Source organism: Moraxella porci DSM 25326 (genome assembly GCF_002014855.1).
GTDB classification, from domain to species: domain Bacteria; phylum Pseudomonadota; class Gammaproteobacteria; order Pseudomonadales; family Moraxellaceae; genus Moraxella; species Moraxella porci.
Window position 1 is genome coordinate 114340 of the sequence record NZ_MUYV01000001.1, and the last position, 20724, is coordinate 135063.

The window sequence follows — 20724 nt, forward strand, 5'->3', positions numbered from 1 at the left end:
GAGGTGGCGTAGGATGGAGTCAGAGTAGTCCATAACTTTTAAGCTTGGTGCGTAGGGTGCCGCGGTTAAGCCCAAGAATTTGTGCGGTTTTGGATTGATTGCCTCGGGTGTGCTGCAATGTCGCCATCAAAAGTGGCTTTTCAAATTCTGCCAAAAAAAGATTATATAAATTGCTGGCGTCTTCATCGCCCAATGCATCAAAATAGCGCTGCACCGCAAGCTCGACATGCACATGCAGCGGCATTGAATCTTTGTCATTGGTCTCGATGGCTGCATCCATAGAATCGTGAAGGCTTGGGTCGGCATCGATGTAAGAGGTGGTGTGCATGTATATAAATCCACAAACGAGCACAAATAGAACACCTGTTGGTGCAGTGCGACTTATAATGATAGGGTTGAATTTGGGTGGTTGATCTCAATATGGGACTGTCAGATGGCACCGCTTATCGATATCAACCTCAAAATATGGCCAAATCTTACCAAACGATGACAAATCTCGCCATTGCCGTTATGTTATGGCATGTAGTGACTTTGTAAATGATGAATGAATCAGGCAGACTTAAGTCTTAAGTCTGCCTGATGTGGGCTTGTGATGGGTGTGATTTAGCTTGCGCGCTTATGGCCGCTTAGGCGATGCCAGTGATGATCTTCGGTATTGTCATAGGCATATGGTGCATCGATATCAAAATATGAGGTGTAGGCATCGATGACATCTTGAGTTTGGTTTTGGATCAGACCTGCCAGCACAATCGTACCATCTTGCTTAAGTAACTCGCTAAAGATTGGGGCAAAGTGAATCAATGGCTTGGCAAGAATATTGGCGGTGATGGTGTCACATAGTTCAGGATGATCTTGACGATACGCGATAAACTCATCAGGCAAGAAGGCAATAAGCTTATCTTCGACGCCATTTAATGCGGCATTTTGACGAGTGGCAAGCACAGCCTGTGGGTCGATATCCACCGCAAGCACTTGGCGAGCGCCCAGCAGCAGTGCAGCCACACCTAAAATACCTGAGCCGCAGCCATAGTCGATGACCAGTTTATCGGTCAAATCCTGCTCAGACAGCCAATCTAAGCATAGGCGAGTGGTGGCATGATAGCCTGTACCAAAGGCAAGGCCAGGGTCTAGGATTAGGTTGGTGGCATCTGGATCAGGTGCTTCTAGCCATTCAGGGACAATCCACAGATTGCCTGCGCATTTGATCGGTTTATAGTAAGTCATCCACTCACGCGTCCAGTCCTTATCATCCAAGCGAGTGAGCCAAAAACGAGTCGCATCCACTTCGGTGGCCATCTCGCTGGCAAGACCTTCAAAATCCGTACCAGCAAAACTGTCATCGCTATTGGTATCAAAAATCGCCGTCATCACCACATCGCTCCACAGTGGCTCTTCACCAGGCATCGGCTCAAACAGTGGCTCATCGCCAGCATCTTCGAGCAAAATCGAGACAGCACCAGCTTCATAAAATAAAGCTTCGGCAAGCTCGACGGCGGATTTTGGGCATTGTAGATGAAGTTGTTGCCAAGACATAGCAGATCCTAAAAAATAAATGAATTAATATGTATTATAACAAAGTTCGCAAGCTTAATAAATGATGCAGACTTATGAATATCAATGACCGCAGCGGCCGCAGTCTGCACTTGAGTGATGGGTAGATGACTGGTTATAATTGATGTGAATATGATCTCATCAGACAAATGAATCAAAACAAGGAGTAACTATGCTAACTAAATCACAGCTGGATCATTATCTAACAACACTGGACATCACGCCATCAGACATTCAAAAAAATGGGGCAAGCATGACAACGCTGTCACGCCTGCAACTGATGCATCTGTGCCGTTATCCCTTTCAAAGCCTATCGACGGTGCTGCATGAGACAGTGGACATCGACCCTGCCGCCATCTATCAAAAATTGGTGATCGAGCGCCGTGGCGGCTATTGCTATGAACAAAATGAACTGCTGCGTCAGGCACTCGTGGCACTAGGCTTCGAGGCAGTAACACTGACAGGCTATATCGTACATGAGAACAATCCTGCCACCCCAAAAGCACGCACACATACTTTATTAAAGGTGATGGTAGATGGGGTGGCTTATCTGGTGGATGTGGGCTTTGGTGGGCAGGTGCCGACCGCGCCTTTGAAGCTGGAATTTGACACCATACAGACGACGCCACACGGCGAGTATTGGCTCACAGCTTTTGGGGATCAATGGGTGCTGTCGGTACAGATCAAGGGACAATGGCAGATGCTGTATGCTTTTGATTTGACGCCAGCTGATCAGCCACTGCTTGAGATGGGTAATTGGTTCGTATCTACGCATCCATCATCGCCATTTCGCACACGGCTGATGGTATCACGCATCGAGCCACAGGGCGTGCGACACAGCCTGCTCAATACCCGCTATCGTCGCCACCAGATCGGACAGCCAAGCCAAAGCTATGACATAGGCACGGTCGATGAGCTGTTTGAGTTATTAACTCGGACATTTGGCATCAATACCACGCACATCGATGACCAAAAGATGGTACTGGCGCAGTTTTTAGAGCATCATGCTATCTAATGGCTTAAATTAATCATTAAACTTTGGTGAAATTAAGCGAATTTAAGTGCTAACTTGTAAAGCCAATCACCATGATGAGTAACAATCAATACCCATCTTGGCTATTTGGCATTGATTGTTCGATATAGTCATCGATGATGTAGTCGTCAGTTGGTGGAATCTCAGGCTCAGGTGTGTATAATGGTTCGCCTTCGATATAGTAACCACCCGTATCCACGAGATTATCGCCGAGCGACTGAATCTGCGCTTGGAGCTGTTGTTGATACAGTATATCGGCAGCACATGAGCTCATCTGTGATGGACGATACGCATCAATCACAGGCAGCCACAGCGCACCAGTACAGCCTTGGGCGGATAGCGTGCCATCATAGCCATCCATCCATTGCCAAGTCACGCCTGATGGTACGGGCAGATTGACAGGGCTTAGGGTAAGTCTGCGCATATAATCCGTCCAGATGGGCAGCGCGCCTGTACCGCCAGTCAGCCCGATTGGCTTGTTATCATCACGACCGACCCATACCACACTGACATAGTTGCCGCTGTAACCAGCGAACCACGCATCTTTATTGTCATTGGTGGTGCCAGTTTTGCCAGCCAGTCCCAGATCTTTATTGATGCCATTGGCAGCTTTGGCGGTGCCTGAGCGGATGACTTCTTGTAAACCGCGATTGAGTAGATACACCGCCTCAGGTGGTGCGCGAAATTGCTGATGCGTTTGACTGCGCTGCAATACTCGGCCTTGATCATCGATCACCGTACGCACGGTATGAATGGGTGTATAAGCACCACCATTGGCAAAAATCTGATACATCCCAAGCATTTGCATTGGCGATAAGTCGATAGCACCGAGCATCACCGATGGATAAGGCGGAATCTCAGTGGTGATGGATAAATTTGCCATCTGTGCCTTAAAGGCGTTCATCCCTAAAGACAGGCCGACATTCACCGCTGCTTGGTTATAAGAATTGGCCAAAGCTGTCATCAAAGGCACTTGGCCATGCGACGCGCCACCGTAGTTTTTGGGCGTCCAGCGCTCAGTGCCGACCGTATAGCTGACTGGCTGATCATTGACCGGCGTGGTCAGATGATAGCGGCCAGACTGAAAAGCGGTCAGATAAATCACAGGCTTAAGCAGTGAGCCGACTTGGCGTTTGGCGTCGATGGCTCGGTTAAAGCCAGTAAACTCGCTGCCTGAGCCAACCAGTGCCACAAGCTCCCCTGTGGTAGGGTGCGCGCTGACCAGTGCGCCTTGCAGATCTTTGGTGGCGCCACCTTTTTTGCGCAGTTCGCCAAGCCTATTGGCCATTGCGGTATCGGCGGCTTGTTGGGCGATGGGATCAAGCGTTGAGATGATTTTTAATCCGCGATTTTGCAGATCTTCTTTGCGATAATACTGCTTAATTTCTCGGCTAACAGCATCCAAAAAATCGGGGAATCTGGGCTTGGCGATGGCAGGTGTTTTGACCACGCCCAGTGGTTTTTTGATGGCATCTTGATAGGTAGCGTCATCGATTTTGCCAGTGGTGAGCATGTTTTTTAGGACAACATTACGCCGTAACAGCGCACGATCAGGATGATTGCGCGGATTATAATGGCTTGGCCCTTTGGCAAGTCCGACCAACAATGCATATTGATCCAAAGTCAATTCATTTAATGGCTTATCAAAATAAAATTGTGAGGCGATGCCAAAACCATTCACCGAGTGATTGCCATTTTGACCCAAATTAATTTCATTTAAATAAGCCAATAAGATTTCTTGTTTGTCATAATGCAATTCTAAGAGCATCGCCATCAGTGCTTCATTGACCTTGCGCTTTAATGTGCGATCAGAATTTAAATAAAAATTTTTGATCAGCTGCTGAGTGATGGTAGAGCCGCCTTGCATCGGCTGACCAGTGACATTGGCGACGATGGCGCGACTGATGCCGCGGATCGAGATGCCATAATGATCATAGTAGCCGCGATCTTCGGTGGCGATGAGTGCATCAATGAGCGGCTGCGGGATTTGCTTATCATCGATTAGTAGGCGGTCTTCGTTATTGTCTGGATAGATGCTGCCGATCTTGATGGGTTCGATGCGCACCATGCCGCGGTTATTTGGGACGGTGCTTTTTAGGCTGGTGATGGCGTTGTCATCAAACTGCACTTCGATGAGCTGCGCCGCTTCACTGTCGCTGTCACCATAATGAAAGCCGCGGCTGTAAATGGTGTAGGTGTTAGCATTTTTTTGATAGCGGCCAGTTTGGGTGGTGGCATCTTGGCTATAGCGCAACAACTTCAGCCAAGACTCAAGCTCTGATGCCGACAGCGCTGCACCTTGATATAAAGTCAGCGGCCGTGAATACAAGGTAGCAGGAATGTCCCATTTGCGTGCTTCAAATTTGCTGACGACCGTGGCATTGAGATGTACCACATAAAAAACCATAGCCGCAACCGCAGCCATCATCAATAATGCCAACAAACTCATCACAAAGCCATATTGATAAGGCTGTGATTTGTGGGGATGTTTTGTTGATGAAGCCGATTTTAACACCGCAAAACCTCGAAAAATCAAAAGTCATACTATCGCCCAAATTTGTTCAATTTTCAAGCCAAATCCGCGTAGAAAATTGGCTAAGATTTGCTTGATTGTAGGATTTTTGTTGAAAATATTAAATACCATCAAAAATTGGGGTTTAATAAAAAAATAGATATCGTTTGGTGTATAAAAGCATGGCCTGATTTGAGATAACTTGTATAGCGAATGTGCTATAATATCTTATTTACCACCATTTGATGACCATCATGACCGCAAAGAGTTCGACTGATTATCAGACCGATACTGACACCCTAGAACAAAGCTTGATTTTGCCGCCTGAGGGTAGCTGTTTTCACTGTGGTGAAGTGCTGCCCAAAGAGCCGTTTTATACTGTGATATTTGAACAGCCACGGGCGATGTGCTGCTTGGGTTGTCAGCTGGCGAGCCAAAGTATCGTTGAAGCCAATCTTAGCCAATATTATCTGGATCGCCGTGAAATCAGTCCAACGGCAAGCCTGCCTGATGCCATCAATTTTAGTGCTTATGATCATGCGGATATCAAAGGGCAGTTCGTCTATGCCGAAAATGGCGGTAGCACGGCTGAATTATCCGTCGCCAATCTCAAATGCTCGGCGTGCACTTGGCTGATCGAGACGCGTCTGCGTTCGATGGCAGGGGTCAAGGATTGTCAAGTCAATTTGACTCAGCAGCGGATGCGGGTGAATTGGGATGATACCATCTTGCCCATCAGTGAGATCTTAAAGGCGGTGCATTCGGTGGGTTATGATGCCAAGCCGTATCGCCAAGACACGCACGAAGCGATGCTCAAACGCCAAAACAAAAAAATGCTCATTCGCCTAGGGATTGCTGCACTTGGGGCGATGCAGGCGATGATGTTCTCTATTGGGATGTATTTTGGTGAGTATAGCGGGATGCTGATTGAGCATCGAGATTTTTTGCGTTATGTCTCATTATTTGTCAGTATTCCAGTGTTTTTTTATGCGGCTGTGCCGTTTTTTGTATCGGCATTTTATGCCATCAAAGCTCGCCAAGTAAACATGGATGTGCCAGTGTCGATTGCACTGATTACCACATTTACCGCAAGTCTGTATGCAACCGTCATCGGCGGTGGTGAGACTTATTTTGATTCGGTGGCGATGTTTATTTTCTTTTTGCTTGCTGGGCGATTTATTGAACAAAATGCTCGCCTAAAAGCATCAAACATGGCATCGGATTTGGTGGTGATTGAGCCGACTTTGGTCAAGCGATTGGACGAAAATAGTCCGCTCATCACACAAATGCAGGCAGGTGCTTTGGATGCATCTGTTATCGAGTCATGGTGGCAGGATGTCGGACAACAGTTGTCCAAATCTGCGCTTGATGGCACGGACAAAATCCTTGCCCAAAGCGTCAAAGTGGGGGATGTCATCGCCATCGATGCAGGCAGTCAGATTGTCGCTGATGGGGTGCTGTTATCCGAGACGGCGACCGTGTCACAGAGCCTATTGACTGGCGAGAGTGATTTGATTGTCAAGACTCGTGGTGATGTGATGGTGGGCGGTGCTCAAAATGACTCACAGCCCTTTGTGATGCTGGTCACTGCCGATGTGGATAATAGCCAAATCGCGCTCATTGACCGCTTGATGAACCGAGCGATGAGCGAAAAACCCAAAATCGCTCAAGATGCCGACCGCATGGCACGCTGGTTCGTCGCACGAGTGCTGGTGCTGTCACTGTTGGTGTTCGCTGTGTGGTGGTTTATTGATAAACATGAAGCACTATGGGCGACGGTGGCGGTACTGGTGGCGACTTGTCCGTGTGCATTGTCACTGGCGACGCCGATTGCATTGACGGTGGCGACCAACCGCTTGGCGAGTTTTGGATTTTTGACCACACGAGGGCATACGGTACAGACACTCTCGACAGTGACGCAAGTGGCGTTTGATAAGACTGGGACGCTGACGACGGGGCAGGCGAATTTATTGGCGGTGATTGGCGATGCGGACAAGGATGAACTACTTGCCAAAGCAGCGGCGCTCGAGATTGGCAGTCGTCATCCTGTGGCAAAGGCATTATTGACGGCGGCGCATGGCTTGCATCTGCCTGTCGTGACGGATGTCGTGCATCATACCGCAGGTGGTATCGAAGGGGTGATGGATGGCGTGCGTTATCGCATCGGGCATCTGCGTTTTGTCAGTGATTCTGCCATCGACGGTGATGACCCATCATTGGGGCAATTTGCCGAAAACTTAAGCGAATATCAAGCCAATATGTCGGTGTTGATGTCAAGATGGCAGGGTGATGCTTGGCAAATTGTGGCGCGTTTTTATTTTAATGATTCGCTGCGAGCCGATGCCAAAGCGATGATTGATGGGCTAAAAGCTCGTGGTATCACGCCATTGATGCTGACAGGCGACCCGAACCCAAATGCACTCGCAGTCGCTACCGACTTGGGCATCAGCGAAGCTTACTATGGACTTAGCCCTGAGGATAAAGTCAATCATATCAAGCGACTACAGGCCAATGGCGAAACTGTGCTGATGGTCGGCGATGGTATCAATGATGCACCTGTACTAGCTGCCGCCAATGTTTCGACATCCATCGCAGGTGCTGCAGACCTTGCCCAAGTCTCAAGCGATAGCGTACTGCTGGGTGGTAAGTTATTGGCGATTGACCGTGCCATCGGACTGTCGATCAAAACCCAAACCATCATCCGCCAAAACCTGCGTTGGGCATTGATTTATAATTCATCCGTGCTATTGCCTGCTGCCTTTGGCTATGTACCGCCTTGGCTGGCTGCCATCGGCATGAGTCTATCAAGTCTAGCTGTGGTCGCCAATGCCATGCGGATTAAGCGCGCATAAGCATCAAAAAACGCTTGCCATCAGACAAGCGTTTTTATATTTAAGCGTTTTTATCATTATTCGCTTTGTAGATAGCCGATCAAACGCAAGAACTCAATGTACATCCATACCAGCGTTGATAAAATACCGATACTAAATACCCATTCGTACTCGCGAGCGACGCCATATTGTACGCCTTTTTCGACATTATCAAAGTCTAGTAATAGGCTAAATGACGCAATCAAAGTGACAAACACGCTAAAGCCAATCGCCACCAAGCCACCATCAAATAGTAGCGGCAGGCTTGAGCCAAACAATCTAAAGCCAAGCTGTACAAGGTATAAGATACCGATGGCAATGATGGCTGAAGTGATGATAGAGCGGAATTTTTCGGTGACCTTGACCATGCCTGTGACATACAGTGTCAGCATCACAGCGGCGGTGATGAAAGTCGCTGATAAAGCAGACAGTGGTACGCTTGGGTACATCCGATACATGATCAAGCTAAACGCACCGAGCAGCACACCTTCGGTCAGTGCATAAGGTATGGCAAGCGACTTGGCCAGATGTGGCTTAAATGAGCTTGCCAAACCCAGTCCCATACCGGCAAATACCGTAACGATTGCCATGGCATACAGAATGCCTGATGATAGGGCGGTTGCCAAGCCATAAAAGAACACACCAAAGCCTGACACGGCAGCCAAGCTTAATAAAAATGCACTTTTGGCGACGACGCGTTGGGTTCGCATGGCGACACTGCTGGTCATGAGTGTGGTGCGACTGATGATCGGATTTGCCATAAAATCAAGTTCCTTAACGAGTTTTGATTACCAATTTATTCAATGTATTGATAGCTATATATGTGTTTAACAATACAAAATGCAAGGGCATTTGTCAAGATGGTATAAATTTTATGCCCAAAGTGTGAGTTTTATTGTGTTGATGGGCGAATTTGGGTATCATACACCTTTAATTTGTCGCTAAGTGTCATTTCATGTCAAATTTTATTAACAATCACCCAAAACGCCCACCGTTTCGCCGTATCGGCGTCATGGGGCGTGCAGGCAAAGCAAGTATCGTTGAGACGCTCAATGAGCTGATCACCTTGCTCAAAGGGCGTGATTTGTCCATCATCATCGATACTGAGACCGCTGCCATCGAGGGTATGTCGATTGATTTTGATCAGATTGATGGCGTCCGCCTAAAAATCGTGCCGCGCCAAAAGATGGGCGAGCATTGTGATCTGGTCATCGTCGTTGGCGGTGATGGCTCGATGCTCCAAGCAGCGTCCGTGATGGCAGGGACAGATGTGCCTGTATTGGGCATCAACCGTGGTCGATTGGGCTTTTTGGCAGATGTCAATCCTGATGAGCTGACCGAAAAAGTCGGTCAGGTGCTCGATGGGCAATATTGGTTGGTTGAGCGGTTTTTATTAAAATTTCGCATCGTCCAAAATGACGAACAAGGCAATCCAACCGATGAAGTCATCCATGAAGATGTGGCGCTCAATGACATTGTACTACACGCAGGCAAATCAGTGCATACCATTGATTTTAAACTAAAAATTAATCAGCATGATGTCTATCGTCAGCACGCTGATGGGCTGATCGTGGCGACGCCAACTGGCTCGACAGCCTATGCGCTCTCAGCAGGTGGGCCGATTATCCATCCGACGCTCGATGCGATTTGCTTGGTGCCGATGCATCCGCACACACTGTCTAGCCGTCCTTTGGTGGTGGCAGGCAGCTGTCAGATTGCCATCAATATCCATAAGGACAACCGCACACAGCCGATGGTGGGCGCAGACGGCAAAGCATCTGCACCACTTGAAAATGATCAGACGCTGCTGATTGCCAAGCATGATAAGACCTTGCTACTTCTGCATCCAGAGAGTTATAGTTTTTATGAAGCGTGTCGCACCAAGCTGAACTGGAACTTATATAGCGAAGAATTTTCCCTAGATAAATAACAAACGACAGACAAGGAATCACACAATGAATAAACAAGATATCCTAGACAGCCTAACGCCTGAAATCGTCGAAAAATTCCGCACCGCCATCGAAATCGGACGCTGGGAAAATGGCGAAAAACTCACCGACGCTCAGCGTACCACCTGTATGCAAGCGGTGATGGTATGGGAGCATGAGTATCTGCCAGTTACCGAACGCACAGGCTATATCTATAAGCCCAAAGATAAGCAAGGCAACACCATCGGCGAAGAGTGTGATGTCGAGCATGACCATCATTACCCAAATGCCGAGCAAGTGGTGAAGTTTAAGCACTGATGGCTGATAAGCGTTTGCAACTGTATCATGCAAACGCTTTTTTTTGTGGGTTGGGGGTTGTGTTGGTGAATCATGCACCAATTTTAATAAATTGGAGATTAAAATAGAATGAATAATGATGAGTTTTTTAATTTCTTTTTTGACAGAAATTCTTTTCAATATGAGCTGGTAGAAGAGTGTGTATGGAATGCAGAAAAATATTGGAATTTAGAAAAAGAACTTATTAATATTATAAAAGACTTGTATAATAAAGATATGATTTCTAAAAAGTTAGCTAGAGATTTATATTATTTATCTCATTCTATTCAAAGTTCAATACAATGTTCGCTTTCTGAGAATGACTTTTTTGAAATAGAAAATCTAGATTTTGAATCTACATTGTATTATCGTGATAGATTGGATTTGATAATTAATATACTATGGAATGATCATAATTATCTGGACTATAATGATTTTTTTTCTAGAAAATCCTAAATATGCAGGCTGATAAACAGCAGTAGGGTGCGTACCACGCACCATCAAATTCTAAAGGGCAGTATTATAAAATTCGGGTGGCGTGGGACTTAATACATCAATAATATGATGCAAAAATATTAAGCGATAGATGTGTAAATTATCGCTATAAATGCCATAGTTCTGTTTATTAAACCAATCACAAAACTCATCTTTGTCTGATTTAAAAATCCAAGATTTTCCATTTAAATCATGCTCACCCAATATGTTTAAAGCACAACTCTCAAAAATAAATCGGTGGCTTAAAAACTCTCTAAAAATCACCACTGTACTTTGTGAATCGCTATTTATTTTGATATACAAAACATCATCTCGAACTTCTAGACTTTCAAGATTTCTAAATTTAACATCAAATAAAGGGCTAATGTCTTGCCATAAATTCATATTAGGCACCTAATTTGTATTTATATCTAATCTCAATTTTTCTTGGTTGTGACTGAATTTCTAAAGTGTGTAGTGCGCGTACCATACACCATTAAATTCCATTCAATCAATGGTGCATGGTTTGCACCCTACGTACTATTTATTTTTTCTAAAAAATTCCATACAGAAATAATAATCATCACAATTAATATAACAATCATCGTAAAATATTTTATGATTCAAACTGTATTCCCCCATCATTTTTAAATCTTCTTTAATATAAAATTCTAACATGGGCAGGATTTCTTCCAAAATTATATTCACATCTTCTTCTATTTCAGAAATTAAATAAAAATAAACAGTAATATTTTTATATTTATCAAAAGACCAATAAATTCTGGAAAAATTCTCACTAATTTCACCCAAGCAAGCCCTTGATAGGCAATATGTAACATAGTAAATATTCATTAATAATGACCTTTGGGATTGCAAGAAACAACACTTATTTTTTAGTGGTATGGCATAACACACCATCACAACCAACAAAAAAGCGTTTGCAAAGTTGCAGACGCTTTTGGCAGGGTTTATTTTTCAAGCACAGCCCAATAGCTCAGCCCAAGATCCCCGTGTAATGCCGGCAAATCCAGCAATACCAATGAGCCAAGTGGCGTTAGGTTTGCCTTGATACATAGTGAATGAGCGGCCTTGAGCGTACCACCAGTGGCAAGCACATCATCGATGATGAGTACTTTGGCAGGCTCAAGCTCGGCACTGATTTCTAGAGTGTCTTGACCGTATTCTAGCCCATAGCTTTGGGCATGTACAGGTGGTGGTAGCTTGCCTGCTTTACGCATTAGGATGAGTTTTTTGTGCAGGCGGACAGCCAGTAGGCTTGCCAGTACAAAGCCACGCGACTCGATACCGACGATGGCATCCGTGTCAGCCATCACATCAGCAGGCACAGCAGCAATCATCGCATCGATGAGCTTATTATGATGGCCGTTCAGTAGTGGCGTGATGTCATAAAATTCGATACCTGATTTTGGGAAATCAGGCACAGTGCGGATATGTTCCCATAATGGATGTGTCATTTATAAACTTCCTTCAAGATTATAGCAGCACGCGCCAAATCACAAAGCCCACGGCAAGCACAAAAAACACGGGTGCAAAATACAGATGAATGGCAACTGCCGACCACCATGCCAAGGCGATCATCAGCAGAAAGCCGCCACCTGCAATCCAGTCATGGCGTCGTTCGTTGAGTGCATCTGCTCGCATGGCTTGCAGCTCACGGATGGTGGCATCTTGACTGGCGCCAAGCGTGGCAAGGCTTTGGATGCTTTGGCTTAGTAGCTTTGGCAAATCGGTGGTGGATAATAAAATCTCGGGCAGCTCAGCTTTGATGTCCTGTAGATTTTTGACAGGATCCAGCTGATCTTTGACCCAAGCGGTCAAAATCGGCTTGGCAAGCGACCAAATATCCAGCTCGGGATACAGCTCACGACCAAGCCCTTCGACATGAACGAGCGTTTTGAGCAGTAGCATCAACTGTGGTGGGATGCTCATGCGGTGGCGTCGTGCGATGGATAAGATCTCAAACAGCACGCCAGCAAAGTCAATCTCATCAATTGGCTTGGTTACCATCGGGCTTACCGTACGGCTCATATCACGGATCAAGGCGTGCTTATCAGCAGATGGCGGAATCCAGCCAGCAGCGGCGATGATATCGACGAGTGCGGTATAATTGCCATTCATCACCGATAATAGCAGGCGAGCGACAATCAGCTGATCTGCCTTGGATAGCTCGCCCATGATGGCACAGTCAAGTCCGATATAGCGTGGCTCAGCGACAGCACTGCCATCTGGCATGGTTTCCACAAAGATATTGCCAGGGTGCATATCAGCATGGAAAAAATTATCCCGAAAAACTTGGGTAAAAAAGATGGTCAAGCCTTTTTCGGCAAGGGTTGCACGGTCATAATTGAGCTGATCAAAGACTTGGGTGTGTGAGATCGGCACGCCAAACACACGCTCAGCGACCATCACTTGCTTGGCGGCGGCATAGACTTGTGGCACATAGATGAGTCGTGAGCCGGTGAAATTATGACGCATCTTGGTGCTGTTGGCGGCTTCGAGTGTCAAATCCAGCTCATTGAGCATGATTTGGCGATAGTCTTCGACGATATCAATCAGATGAATGGCTCGAGCTGCTTCGATGCGAGCTGATGCCCATGCTGCCATCTGCCGCAGTAACTCAAAGTCATCAATGATGCCATCACGAATATCAGGACGCACCACTTTGACCACCACTTCACGGCCATCAGGCAGTGCGGCGGTATGTACCTGTGCGATACTGGCAGCAGCCAATGGCACATCATCAAAGCGAGCAAACAGCGTATCAATCGGCTGACCCAAGCCAAATTTGCTATCTTCAATGACCGATTTGGCGGTGGTGACATCAAAAGGGGCAACTTTATCTTGTAGTAGTGCTAGCTGAGCGATAATCTCAGGCGGTAACAGGTCCGAACGAGTAGAGAGCAGCTGACCAAGCTTTAAAAACAGCGTCCCCATCTCTTCGAGCGCCAGTTTCACACCAAGTGCTTGATGGGATTTGCCAACTGATGCAGGATGTAGGCGAATCAGTCGAGCGATGGGCGCAAGTTCAGGCACATCAGCAAAGTGCGTATCGAGCCGATATTTGGCAGCGATACGATACAGTGTCAATAGGCGTTTGCGATGAGTGATGAGCATGGCGGTCTGTCAAATTAGGCGTTGGTTTGGTCATCAAGCGAGCTTTGAAGCTGTGCTAAGCGTGCTTGACTGCGTTCGATATCTGCTTGCAAGCGAAGTAATTCTTGTTTTTTATCTTGGATTTGTAGGTCTAGTAATTCATCATCGATACTGCGTGCCGATGGCGTGCGTGATGAAAGTAGCTGCGTGGCTGATTGCTTGATCAGCTCACCAATCGGCGATAGCACAGGGCTGATTTCTTTGCCAAGCAGATACAGATGGCTTGTGACATCGGTGCCGATGATTTGTTCAAGTTGATACCAGATATCTGGCTCAAAGCCTTCAAATAAGGACTTGGCTTGCAGGAGTACCTGATGATCGCCACGGATTGGCAGATTGCCCACAGGATGTTGGATTAGGCTTAACAGATGCGCCAAATTATCCACGCTCAAGGTGCAATCAGGTACCGTGCTGATACCGCCTTGTGGCTCAAAAATCGCTGACGCAACAGGCTCAAATCGCACACGCCCATCGCCAAACAGCACATCGATACTGATGGCGGGTGCGTGCATATTGATGCGTAAAGTTTTGCCTGATAGGGCAGACAACCCTTCTTGGGTATAGTTATCTGTGGCGATGACGCTGTTGAGTAGCTTTTCGCACATCGCTAGGGTCAGTACACCAAGCATACTCATCAGCGTGCCTTAAAGCCACGATGCACAGCGACGATACCGCCGGTTAGGTTGTGATAATCGCAGTTGACAAAGCCTGCATTTTCCATCATGCCTTTGAGTGTGGCTTGGTCAGGATGCATACGGATAGACTCAGCCAGATATTGATAGCTTTCGGCATCGCCTGCGACCAGCTTACCCATGATTGGTAGGGCGGTGAATGAGTACAAGTCGTATGCTTTGGACAGTGGCTCAAACACAGGCTTACTAAATTCAAGTACCAATAGGCGTCCGCCTGGTTTTAGCACACGGTGCATGGCAGCAAGGGCTTTGTCTTTGTCCGTGACATTACGCAGGCCAAAGCTGATGGTCACCAGATCAAACGAATTATCCGCAAATGGCTCAAGCGTCTCAGCATTGGCAAGGACAAAATCGACATTATTACAGCCAGCATTGATCAGACGAGTGCGACCCACTTCCAGCATCGCCTCATTAATGTCGGACAGCACCACTCGGCCTGAGCGACCTACTTCACGGCTAAATACCTTGGCAAGATCACCTGTACCGCCTGCGATATCAAGTACGTGCTGACCGCTACGCACACCTGTCAGACTGATGGCAAAGCGTTTCCACAAGCGATGAATACCAAAGCTCATCAAGTCATTCATCACATCATACTTGCGAGCTACAGAAGTGAATACTTCGGCGACTTTGGCTTGTTTTTCTGATTTACGCACGGTTTGATAGCCAAAATGCGTGGTCTCTTCACTGACAGGCTCACTGCCTTGTGGGCGTTGCAGTTCGCTTTGACCTTGTGGTGTGCCAGTCGGTAGGATGTTTGGGTTGCTAAATTGGGTGTCGTTGTGGTTTTCGCTCATGATTGTAAGCCTAATTTTGAATAAAAATTTCAACCTTTAATGATACACTATTTTTCAGGTGAATTGGGAGAATTTACTGATCTTTTGATAAATTTTACAAGTCATCGCAAAACTCATCAAATGCCCTTGAGGTCGTCGTCTATGCCCATACCATCATGGATGCCATGAATAACCGCAAGCTCGGCACGGGTAAATGGTTGGCTAAAGCGCTTGATGTGATCGATGGCACGAATCGCCACAAGGCCATCGTGAATAAAATCATACAAAGGTTGATAGCCATTGGCGTGCGCGGTTGATTTGGCAAGTTTGAATGCTTGGTATAATAAATAAGAATTGAAGCTTTGATAGCAAGCTTGGCAGACTTCACCGACCTGATGAATCTGAGCGATGCGTTGGTCTTTGGCGTTGACCGCTTGATACATCTGAATCATCAATGCCTCATCGATGATGGCATCTGGATGGTGAGCCAAATAATGCTCAGCCAAGGCCAGATCCAGCTCAATGGCTGTGATGGCAGCACGGATGCTCAATAGTCCTGTGGCAAGTGCATTTTTTGGCACCAGTTTTTCAAGCTTGCCTGAGCCGTTTAGGGCGTTTTGTCCTGCGGTCAGTAGCTGGCTTGCGATGGCATCAAAAGTGCTGTAGTCATAAATGCGATGGATCAAATAGTTGGCCAGTGGTGCAGTCTTAGGATCATCAAACAACGCGCGATGGGTGCGATGAATACGATCGCGTTGCCATGCTTGGATCTGCCCAAGTGCTTGGCGCATAGATGCATCGCGATGATGGGGCAGTGACTGATAATGATGGATAAGATTTACCAGAGTTTGGATTTGTGACATGTGAACTGCCGTGACATGGTGTCTTTAGGGATTGGATAAAGTATTATAGCAGATCTGCGCGCGTATGACAGCATTTGCATCTTGATGCAATAACAACAAATAAGGGATCAATCCATATCTGTCCAATATCACCAAGGCTCTAAGCCTTTGACCGCTTGCCCACCAATACAATCCCAACCAGCACCATCACCGCTCCGATGATAAAGCTTGTGGTCATCTCATCGCCCAAAATCCACGCGCCCAGCACCACCCCAAAAATCGGTGTCATCAAAATCAATGCCCCAATATCTGCTGAGCGATAGCGAGTCAATAGCCAAAACCATGCCACTGTCGCCAAAAACGCCACAAACACCGCTTGAAATCCGACGCTAAGCACGCTGGCAGTTTGCCAATTCATCACCGCTTGATCGGTCGCTATCGCATATAGCCACAGTAGCACGCCAATGGCAAACAGCTGATAGGCAAGCACCTGTTTGGCAGGCAGTGTACCTAGGCTTGTCATACGGATAATCACCGTCGTCAAGCCCCACGACAAGCCCGCCGCCAGTGCCAAGCCATCACCCAGTAGCGAGCCATCCGCCTGTGATGACAGCAAAAACGCCACCGCAATCCCACCAAAAGCAAGCCCCATGCCAAGCCACTGCACCCAAGATAGCCGCTCATCTTTGACCAAAAAATGCAAAAACAACGCCGAAAATAGGGGCGATGTATATAAGAACACCACACTGCGAGATGCACTGGTATAGCGTAGCGACTCGCCTGCCAAAAGTGACTCAAAGGCGAACAATGCACCGACAAATAGCCCAAGCTTGATTTGCTTGGGATTGAACCGCAGTTCTTTTTGATACACCATAAAGCCAAGCAAAATCAGCAAACCAAACAGCGAACGCATCGACAGCTGCATCACTGGCGAGATTTCGTGGTGGCTAAGCTTGATGGCGACATTGCTCAATCCAAGAAACAAACAGCATACCACCATCGTACTGATGGCGATATGGTCAAGGGGGCGTCTGGTGGATGTCGGCATGATAAAATGAAAAATTATATCACGAAAAAAGCCAAAATCAAGCCAAATAAAATTTAAAAAATACAATAAAATCAATTATTTGATCATAAAAATTCATCACTTGGCATGACATATCCGCCATCAATCCGACAGCAGATAGATGAAGTTCTTTTGGCTTTTTTGCAGTTTTTTCTTGAAATTGTCATCTAATGGCTATATAGTGAAAGTACGGACAAGGCATTTGGCAATGTTCGCAAATTTATCAACAATCAACAAAGAAGGAATACCGCAATGGCATTTACTCTACCTGAGCTAGGCTACAGCTACGATGCACTAGAGCCACATTTTGACAAAGAAACCATGGAAATCCACCACTCAAAGCACCATCAAGCGTATGTCAATAATGCTAACGCTGCGCTAGAAGGCACTGAGTGGGCGGACAAGTCAGCCGAAGAAGTGATCGCAAACCTAGACAAAATCCCAAGCGATAAGCAAACTGCTGTACGCAATAACGCTGGCGGTCATGCCAACCACAGCCTATTTTGGACAATCCTAAAAACTGGCACTGAGCTTGGCGGCTCACTTAAAGAAGCCATCGAGCGTGATTTTGGTTCGGTAGACGCATTCAAAGAAGAGTTTGAAAAAGCAGCCCAAACGCGTTTTGGTTCAGGCTGGGCATGGCTAGTTAAGCAAGGCGATAAGCTTGCTGTCGTTTCAACTGCCAACCAAGACAGCCCATTGATGGGTAAAGCAGTTGCAGGCTGTGAAGGTACGCCAATCATTGGTTTGGATGTATGGGAGCATGCCTACTACCTAAAATACCAAAACAAACGCCCAGACTACATCAAAGCATTCTGGAATGTTGTTAACTGGGATAAAGCTCAAGAAAACTTTGACGCAGCTTAATTATCTGTTTTAAATTTTATAAAAACAGATTTACAAACAAAAGCCTAGCTTGATATAATTAAGTTAGGCTTTTGTTATGGAGGATAGAGATGAAAAAGCTGATATGCACGGTAGCGTTGTGTACATTGCCAATGATGGCGATGGCGGCACCAAAATATGCAGCGCAGGTTAATCATTTTGCGCTTAAGAAAAATCAAAACTGGACTTGGGCGAATTTGGCGAAAACCCCAAAAGTCAAATGGCAAAATAAAACACCCAAAAAAAATTATAGCGGCATGTATGAAATTACAGGCAGTATTTCTAAATACGGAACTCTGACAGCGTATGGTAGTCGCTCAATGCCTGAAATGATTCATATTTCTTCATCTCAATTGTATCGTGAAAGTGAAAATGGCAAGGATGTTTATAAAATTAACCAGTTATTTGACAAAAAAGAACTTAAAGAAGTTAAATCAAACTGCACGATTCCTGAAGAATTAGATGATTTTATTCATCTTTATCAAAAATTTTATGTTTGGAAAAAAGCAGGGTATGAGCCATTGTATGTCTTTGAAATGGGTGATGCGGCAGGGACGGCCGGTGGTGGTATTATGAGAGATTATTTTATCACTAAAGATTTTAGTAATTTTAATAATGAATATACTGGAATTACTATGTCAAATGGGTTTGGTGCTGAATATAGCACTTGTTCGATTTGATAAAATATGAAGCCTGCATGAGTATGTGCAGGCTTCTTTTATGCCACAACTTCCCAAATAAGCGCCACAGCAATGGCGATAAACACCGTACCGCATAAGCGATTGAGCCATAATAAGCGGTTGCCTTGTCCTAGCCAGTTGGCAAGCTTTTGACCACTGATGGCATACATAAACTGCCAAAAGGTCTCAATGACATAAAAGCCAATCACCAAAATTACATATTGGGGCAGTAGTGGTGCTGAGAAGTTGATAAATTTTGGGAAAAATGCCGCAAAAAACAAGATGGCTTTGGGATTGGATAACGATACCCAAATGCCTGTGCGAAACAATGCCCACTGTGAGCCATTTGCCTCGATATCACTGCCAAAACTGCCGCCATCACTTCGCCATGACTGTACGCCAAGATAGCACAAATATATTGCACCCAGAACCTTGACGCTGTCCAATACCACAGGGTATCGGCTGATGATGCTTAGGCCAAACAGTGATGCACCAAGCAATATCATCAGTCCAAGCATCAGACCTGACATCGCCCACAGTGTACGACGCAGTCCGTGGTTGAGACCGCATTGAAAGGCGAACAGCATATTTGAGCCTGGGGTGGCAGAGACCAGTAGGGTGCTGATGGCAAAAAAGATGAATAATTGAATGGTCATGGTATCGTTCATTTAAGCGGTGGTGGTACGCACAACTTTGGGTTCTTTGATGGGTAAATTACTCACCGCCGCCAAAAATGCCAAAGCCATATCAGCATACCACATATAGGCATAATTGCCAAAGCTATCAATGGCAAGTCCGCCAAAATATGCCCCAAGAAAACCGCCGATTTGATGGCTAAGCAAGGTGAGACCAAACAAAGTTGCCAAATATCGCACGCCAAACAGCTTACCAATCGCCCCTGCAGTCGGTGGCACGGTCGCAAGCCAAGTCAGACCAAGACCGATGGCAAAGATATAAAAAGTCATCGGAGTCTGTGGTGCCATCAAATAAATCGCCACCAAAATCACACGGCTTAAATACATCCAAAATAAGATATATTTGCACCGCCAATGACCCACCGACCATCCGACAAATAGACTGCCCACGACATTAGATAGCCCAATCAATGCCAGTGACCATGATGCCACCGATGAGCTAAGCCCTGCCAGTGTTACTTCGGTTGGCAGATGCGTCACCAAAAAGGCGATATGAAAACCGCAGGTAAAAAATGCCAAGTGAATCAATAGATAATTGCGATCAGCCATGGCGGACTTGACAGCCTGTGAGAGCGTCTGTGTCGGTTCAGTGGGTGCGATGGCTTTGGGTGCTGACTGATGGCGTGTCAGATACCATGCCAAAGGCAGGCATAGCAGGCTGATGGCTGCCAAGACATAAAATGCCTTTGACCAGCCGATGAGCGGTAAGCTGATGAGTAGCTGTAGCATCGGTGCGAACAAAAACTGCCCAAAGCTTGAGCCGGCATTGATGATGCCAGATGCCGTACCCCGAGCGTGCTCAGGTACTTGATTGGCGACTTGTCCCATAAGTACCGAGAAGCTGCCTGCACCTGCGCCAAAGGCAATCAGCACGCCCAAAGTCAAAGTCAGCCCCCAAGCGGACAATAGATGCGGCACCATAGCACAGCCGAGCATCAACACCAGCGTACCAATAAATAGCACCCATCTTGCACCGAAGCGATCGGCAATCGCCCCTGTGATTGGCTGTGATACACCCCACATCAGCTGTGTCATTGCCAAGGCAAAGCTGATTTGTACGATATTGACCGTCGTCTCAGCGGTAATCGGCTGAATGAATAAGCCTAATGACAAGCGAATGCCAGTGGTGATGAGTAGAATCGTCGCAGCGATGGCGACCAGTGACCAGATGGCGACAGCGGACTTTGTCATAAGATTCCAAAAATGCACA

22 protein-coding genes are annotated in these 20724 nt (G+C 46.4%); 7 read left to right on the forward strand and 15 right to left on the reverse strand.

What is annotated here, in order from left to right; genetic code table 11:
• Positions 1-19 precede the first annotated feature (19 nt).
• Together B0681_RS00580 and prmA are read right to left on the reverse strand one after the other, a co-directional pair.
• Positions 20-280 (reverse strand): helix-turn-helix domain-containing protein, encoded by a 261-nt coding sequence (locus B0681_RS00580; protein ID WP_199174072.1) that lies wholly within the window; start codon positions 278-280, stop codon positions 20-22.
• Between the two features lie 323 nt (positions 281-603).
• A complete protein-coding gene (gene prmA, locus B0681_RS00585; protein ID WP_078316811.1) occupies positions 604-1533 on the reverse strand; it encodes a 50S ribosomal protein L11 methyltransferase in 930 nt (309 codons plus the stop codon).
• Between the two features lie 190 nt (positions 1534-1723).
• Here prmA and B0681_RS00590 point away from each other — a divergent pair, with 190 nt between their 5' ends.
• Positions 1724-2566, forward strand: coding sequence for an arylamine N-acetyltransferase family protein (locus tag B0681_RS00590; RefSeq protein ID WP_078316812.1), 843 nt, complete (start codon positions 1724-1726; stop codon positions 2564-2566).
• Between the two features lie 85 nt (positions 2567-2651).
• Here the strand turns inward: B0681_RS00590 and mrcB are convergent, their stop codons facing one another.
• The gene (gene mrcB, locus B0681_RS00595; protein ID WP_228143836.1) at positions 2652-5012 is read right to left on the reverse strand and encodes a penicillin-binding protein 1B; all 2361 of its coding nucleotides are present in this window, start codon (positions 5010-5012) and stop codon (positions 2652-2654) included.
• A complete protein-coding gene (locus B0681_RS10450) occupies positions 4942-5127 on the reverse strand; it encodes a hypothetical protein (RefSeq protein WP_211271495.1) in 186 nt (61 codons plus the stop codon). The genes mrcB and B0681_RS10450 overlap by 71 nt, the downstream gene beginning before the upstream one ends.
• Before the next feature lie 223 nt (positions 5128-5350).
• Between B0681_RS10450 and B0681_RS00600 the strand changes: the two genes are divergently transcribed.
• Positions 5351-7948, forward strand: a complete 2598-nt coding sequence (locus B0681_RS00600; RefSeq protein ID WP_228143814.1) for a heavy metal translocating P-type ATPase — start codon at positions 5351-5353, stop codon at positions 7946-7948.
• A gap of 56 nt (positions 7949-8004) precedes the next feature.
• Here B0681_RS00600 and B0681_RS00605 read toward each other — a convergent pair whose 3' ends face one another.
• The gene (locus B0681_RS00605) at positions 8005-8727 is read right to left on the reverse strand and encodes a Bax inhibitor-1/YccA family protein (RefSeq protein ID WP_078316815.1); all 723 of its coding nucleotides are present in this window, start codon (positions 8725-8727) and stop codon (positions 8005-8007) included.
• A gap of 194 nt (positions 8728-8921) precedes the next feature.
• On the opposite strand from B0681_RS00605, the gene B0681_RS00610 reads away from it, so the two are divergent.
• From B0681_RS00610 to B0681_RS00620, 3 genes are all read left to right on the forward strand, one after another.
• The gene (locus B0681_RS00610) at positions 8922-9896 is read left to right on the forward strand and encodes an NAD(+) kinase (protein WP_078316816.1); all 975 of its coding nucleotides are present in this window, start codon (positions 8922-8924) and stop codon (positions 9894-9896) included.
• Positions 9897-9921: 25 nt separating this feature from the next.
• Positions 9922-10212, forward strand: coding sequence for a YeaC family protein (locus B0681_RS00615; RefSeq protein WP_078316817.1), 291 nt, complete (start codon positions 9922-9924; stop codon positions 10210-10212).
• Between the two features lie 108 nt (positions 10213-10320).
• Complete coding sequence (locus tag B0681_RS00620) at positions 10321-10686, forward strand: Imm41 family immunity protein (RefSeq protein ID WP_078316818.1); 366 nt, start codon at positions 10321-10323, stop codon at positions 10684-10686.
• A gap of 51 nt (positions 10687-10737) precedes the next feature.
• On the opposite strand, the gene B0681_RS00625 is transcribed toward B0681_RS00620, so the two are convergent.
• From B0681_RS00625 to B0681_RS00660, 8 genes are all read right to left on the reverse strand, one after another.
• The gene (locus B0681_RS00625) at positions 10738-11109 is read right to left on the reverse strand and encodes a hypothetical protein (RefSeq protein WP_078316819.1); all 372 of its coding nucleotides are present in this window, start codon (positions 11107-11109) and stop codon (positions 10738-10740) included.
• 135 nt (positions 11110-11244) lie between these two features.
• Entirely contained in the window at positions 11245-11556 is a 312-nt protein-coding gene (locus B0681_RS00630) for a hypothetical protein (RefSeq protein WP_078316820.1), read from the reverse strand.
• A 116-nt stretch (positions 11557-11672) separates the two neighbouring features.
• Positions 11673-12179, reverse strand: coding sequence for an adenine phosphoribosyltransferase (locus tag B0681_RS00635; protein ID WP_078316821.1), 507 nt, complete (start codon positions 12177-12179; stop codon positions 11673-11675).
• 19 nt (positions 12180-12198) lie between these two features.
• Entirely contained in the window at positions 12199-13839 is a 1641-nt protein-coding gene (locus B0681_RS00640; protein WP_078316822.1) for an ABC1 kinase family protein, read from the reverse strand.
• Between the two features lie 14 nt (positions 13840-13853).
• The gene (locus B0681_RS00645) at positions 13854-14513 is read right to left on the reverse strand and encodes a hypothetical protein (RefSeq protein WP_228143815.1); all 660 of its coding nucleotides are present in this window, start codon (positions 14511-14513) and stop codon (positions 13854-13856) included.
• Positions 14513-15367 (reverse strand): bifunctional demethylmenaquinone methyltransferase/2-methoxy-6-polyprenyl-1,4-benzoquinol methylase UbiE, encoded by an 855-nt coding sequence (ubiE, locus tag B0681_RS00650; RefSeq protein ID WP_078316823.1) that lies wholly within the window; start codon positions 15365-15367, stop codon positions 14513-14515. The genes B0681_RS00645 and ubiE overlap by 1 nt, the downstream gene beginning before the upstream one ends.
• A 116-nt stretch (positions 15368-15483) precedes the next feature.
• Positions 15484-16209, reverse strand: coding sequence for an FFLEELY motif protein (locus tag B0681_RS00655; RefSeq protein WP_078316824.1), 726 nt, complete (start codon positions 16207-16209; stop codon positions 15484-15486).
• A gap of 139 nt (positions 16210-16348) precedes the next feature.
• On the reverse strand, positions 16349-17236 hold the full coding sequence (locus B0681_RS00660; protein WP_143821208.1) for a DMT family transporter: 888 nt from the start codon (positions 17234-17236) through the stop codon (positions 16349-16351).
• A 270-nt stretch (positions 17237-17506) separates the two neighbouring features.
• Here B0681_RS00660 and sodA point away from each other — a divergent pair, with 270 nt between their 5' ends.
• Entirely contained in the window at positions 17507-18121 is a 615-nt protein-coding gene (gene sodA / locus B0681_RS00665) for a superoxide dismutase [Mn] (protein ID WP_078316826.1), read from the forward strand.
• Between the two features lie 89 nt (positions 18122-18210).
• Entirely contained in the window at positions 18211-18819 is a 609-nt protein-coding gene (locus B0681_RS00670; protein ID WP_078316827.1) for a hypothetical protein, read from the forward strand.
• A 38-nt stretch (positions 18820-18857) separates the two neighbouring features.
• Here the strand turns inward: B0681_RS00670 and B0681_RS00675 are convergent, their stop codons facing one another.
• Both B0681_RS00675 and B0681_RS00680 read right to left on the reverse strand, forming a co-directional pair.
• Positions 18858-19475, reverse strand: a complete 618-nt coding sequence (locus B0681_RS00675; protein ID WP_078317199.1) for a LysE family translocator — start codon at positions 19473-19475, stop codon at positions 18858-18860.
• Positions 19476-19487: 12 nt separating this feature from the next.
• Positions 19488-20705 (reverse strand): MFS transporter, encoded by a 1218-nt coding sequence (locus B0681_RS00680; RefSeq protein WP_078316828.1) that lies wholly within the window; start codon positions 20703-20705, stop codon positions 19488-19490.
• Between the last annotated feature and the right edge of the window lie 19 nt (positions 20706-20724).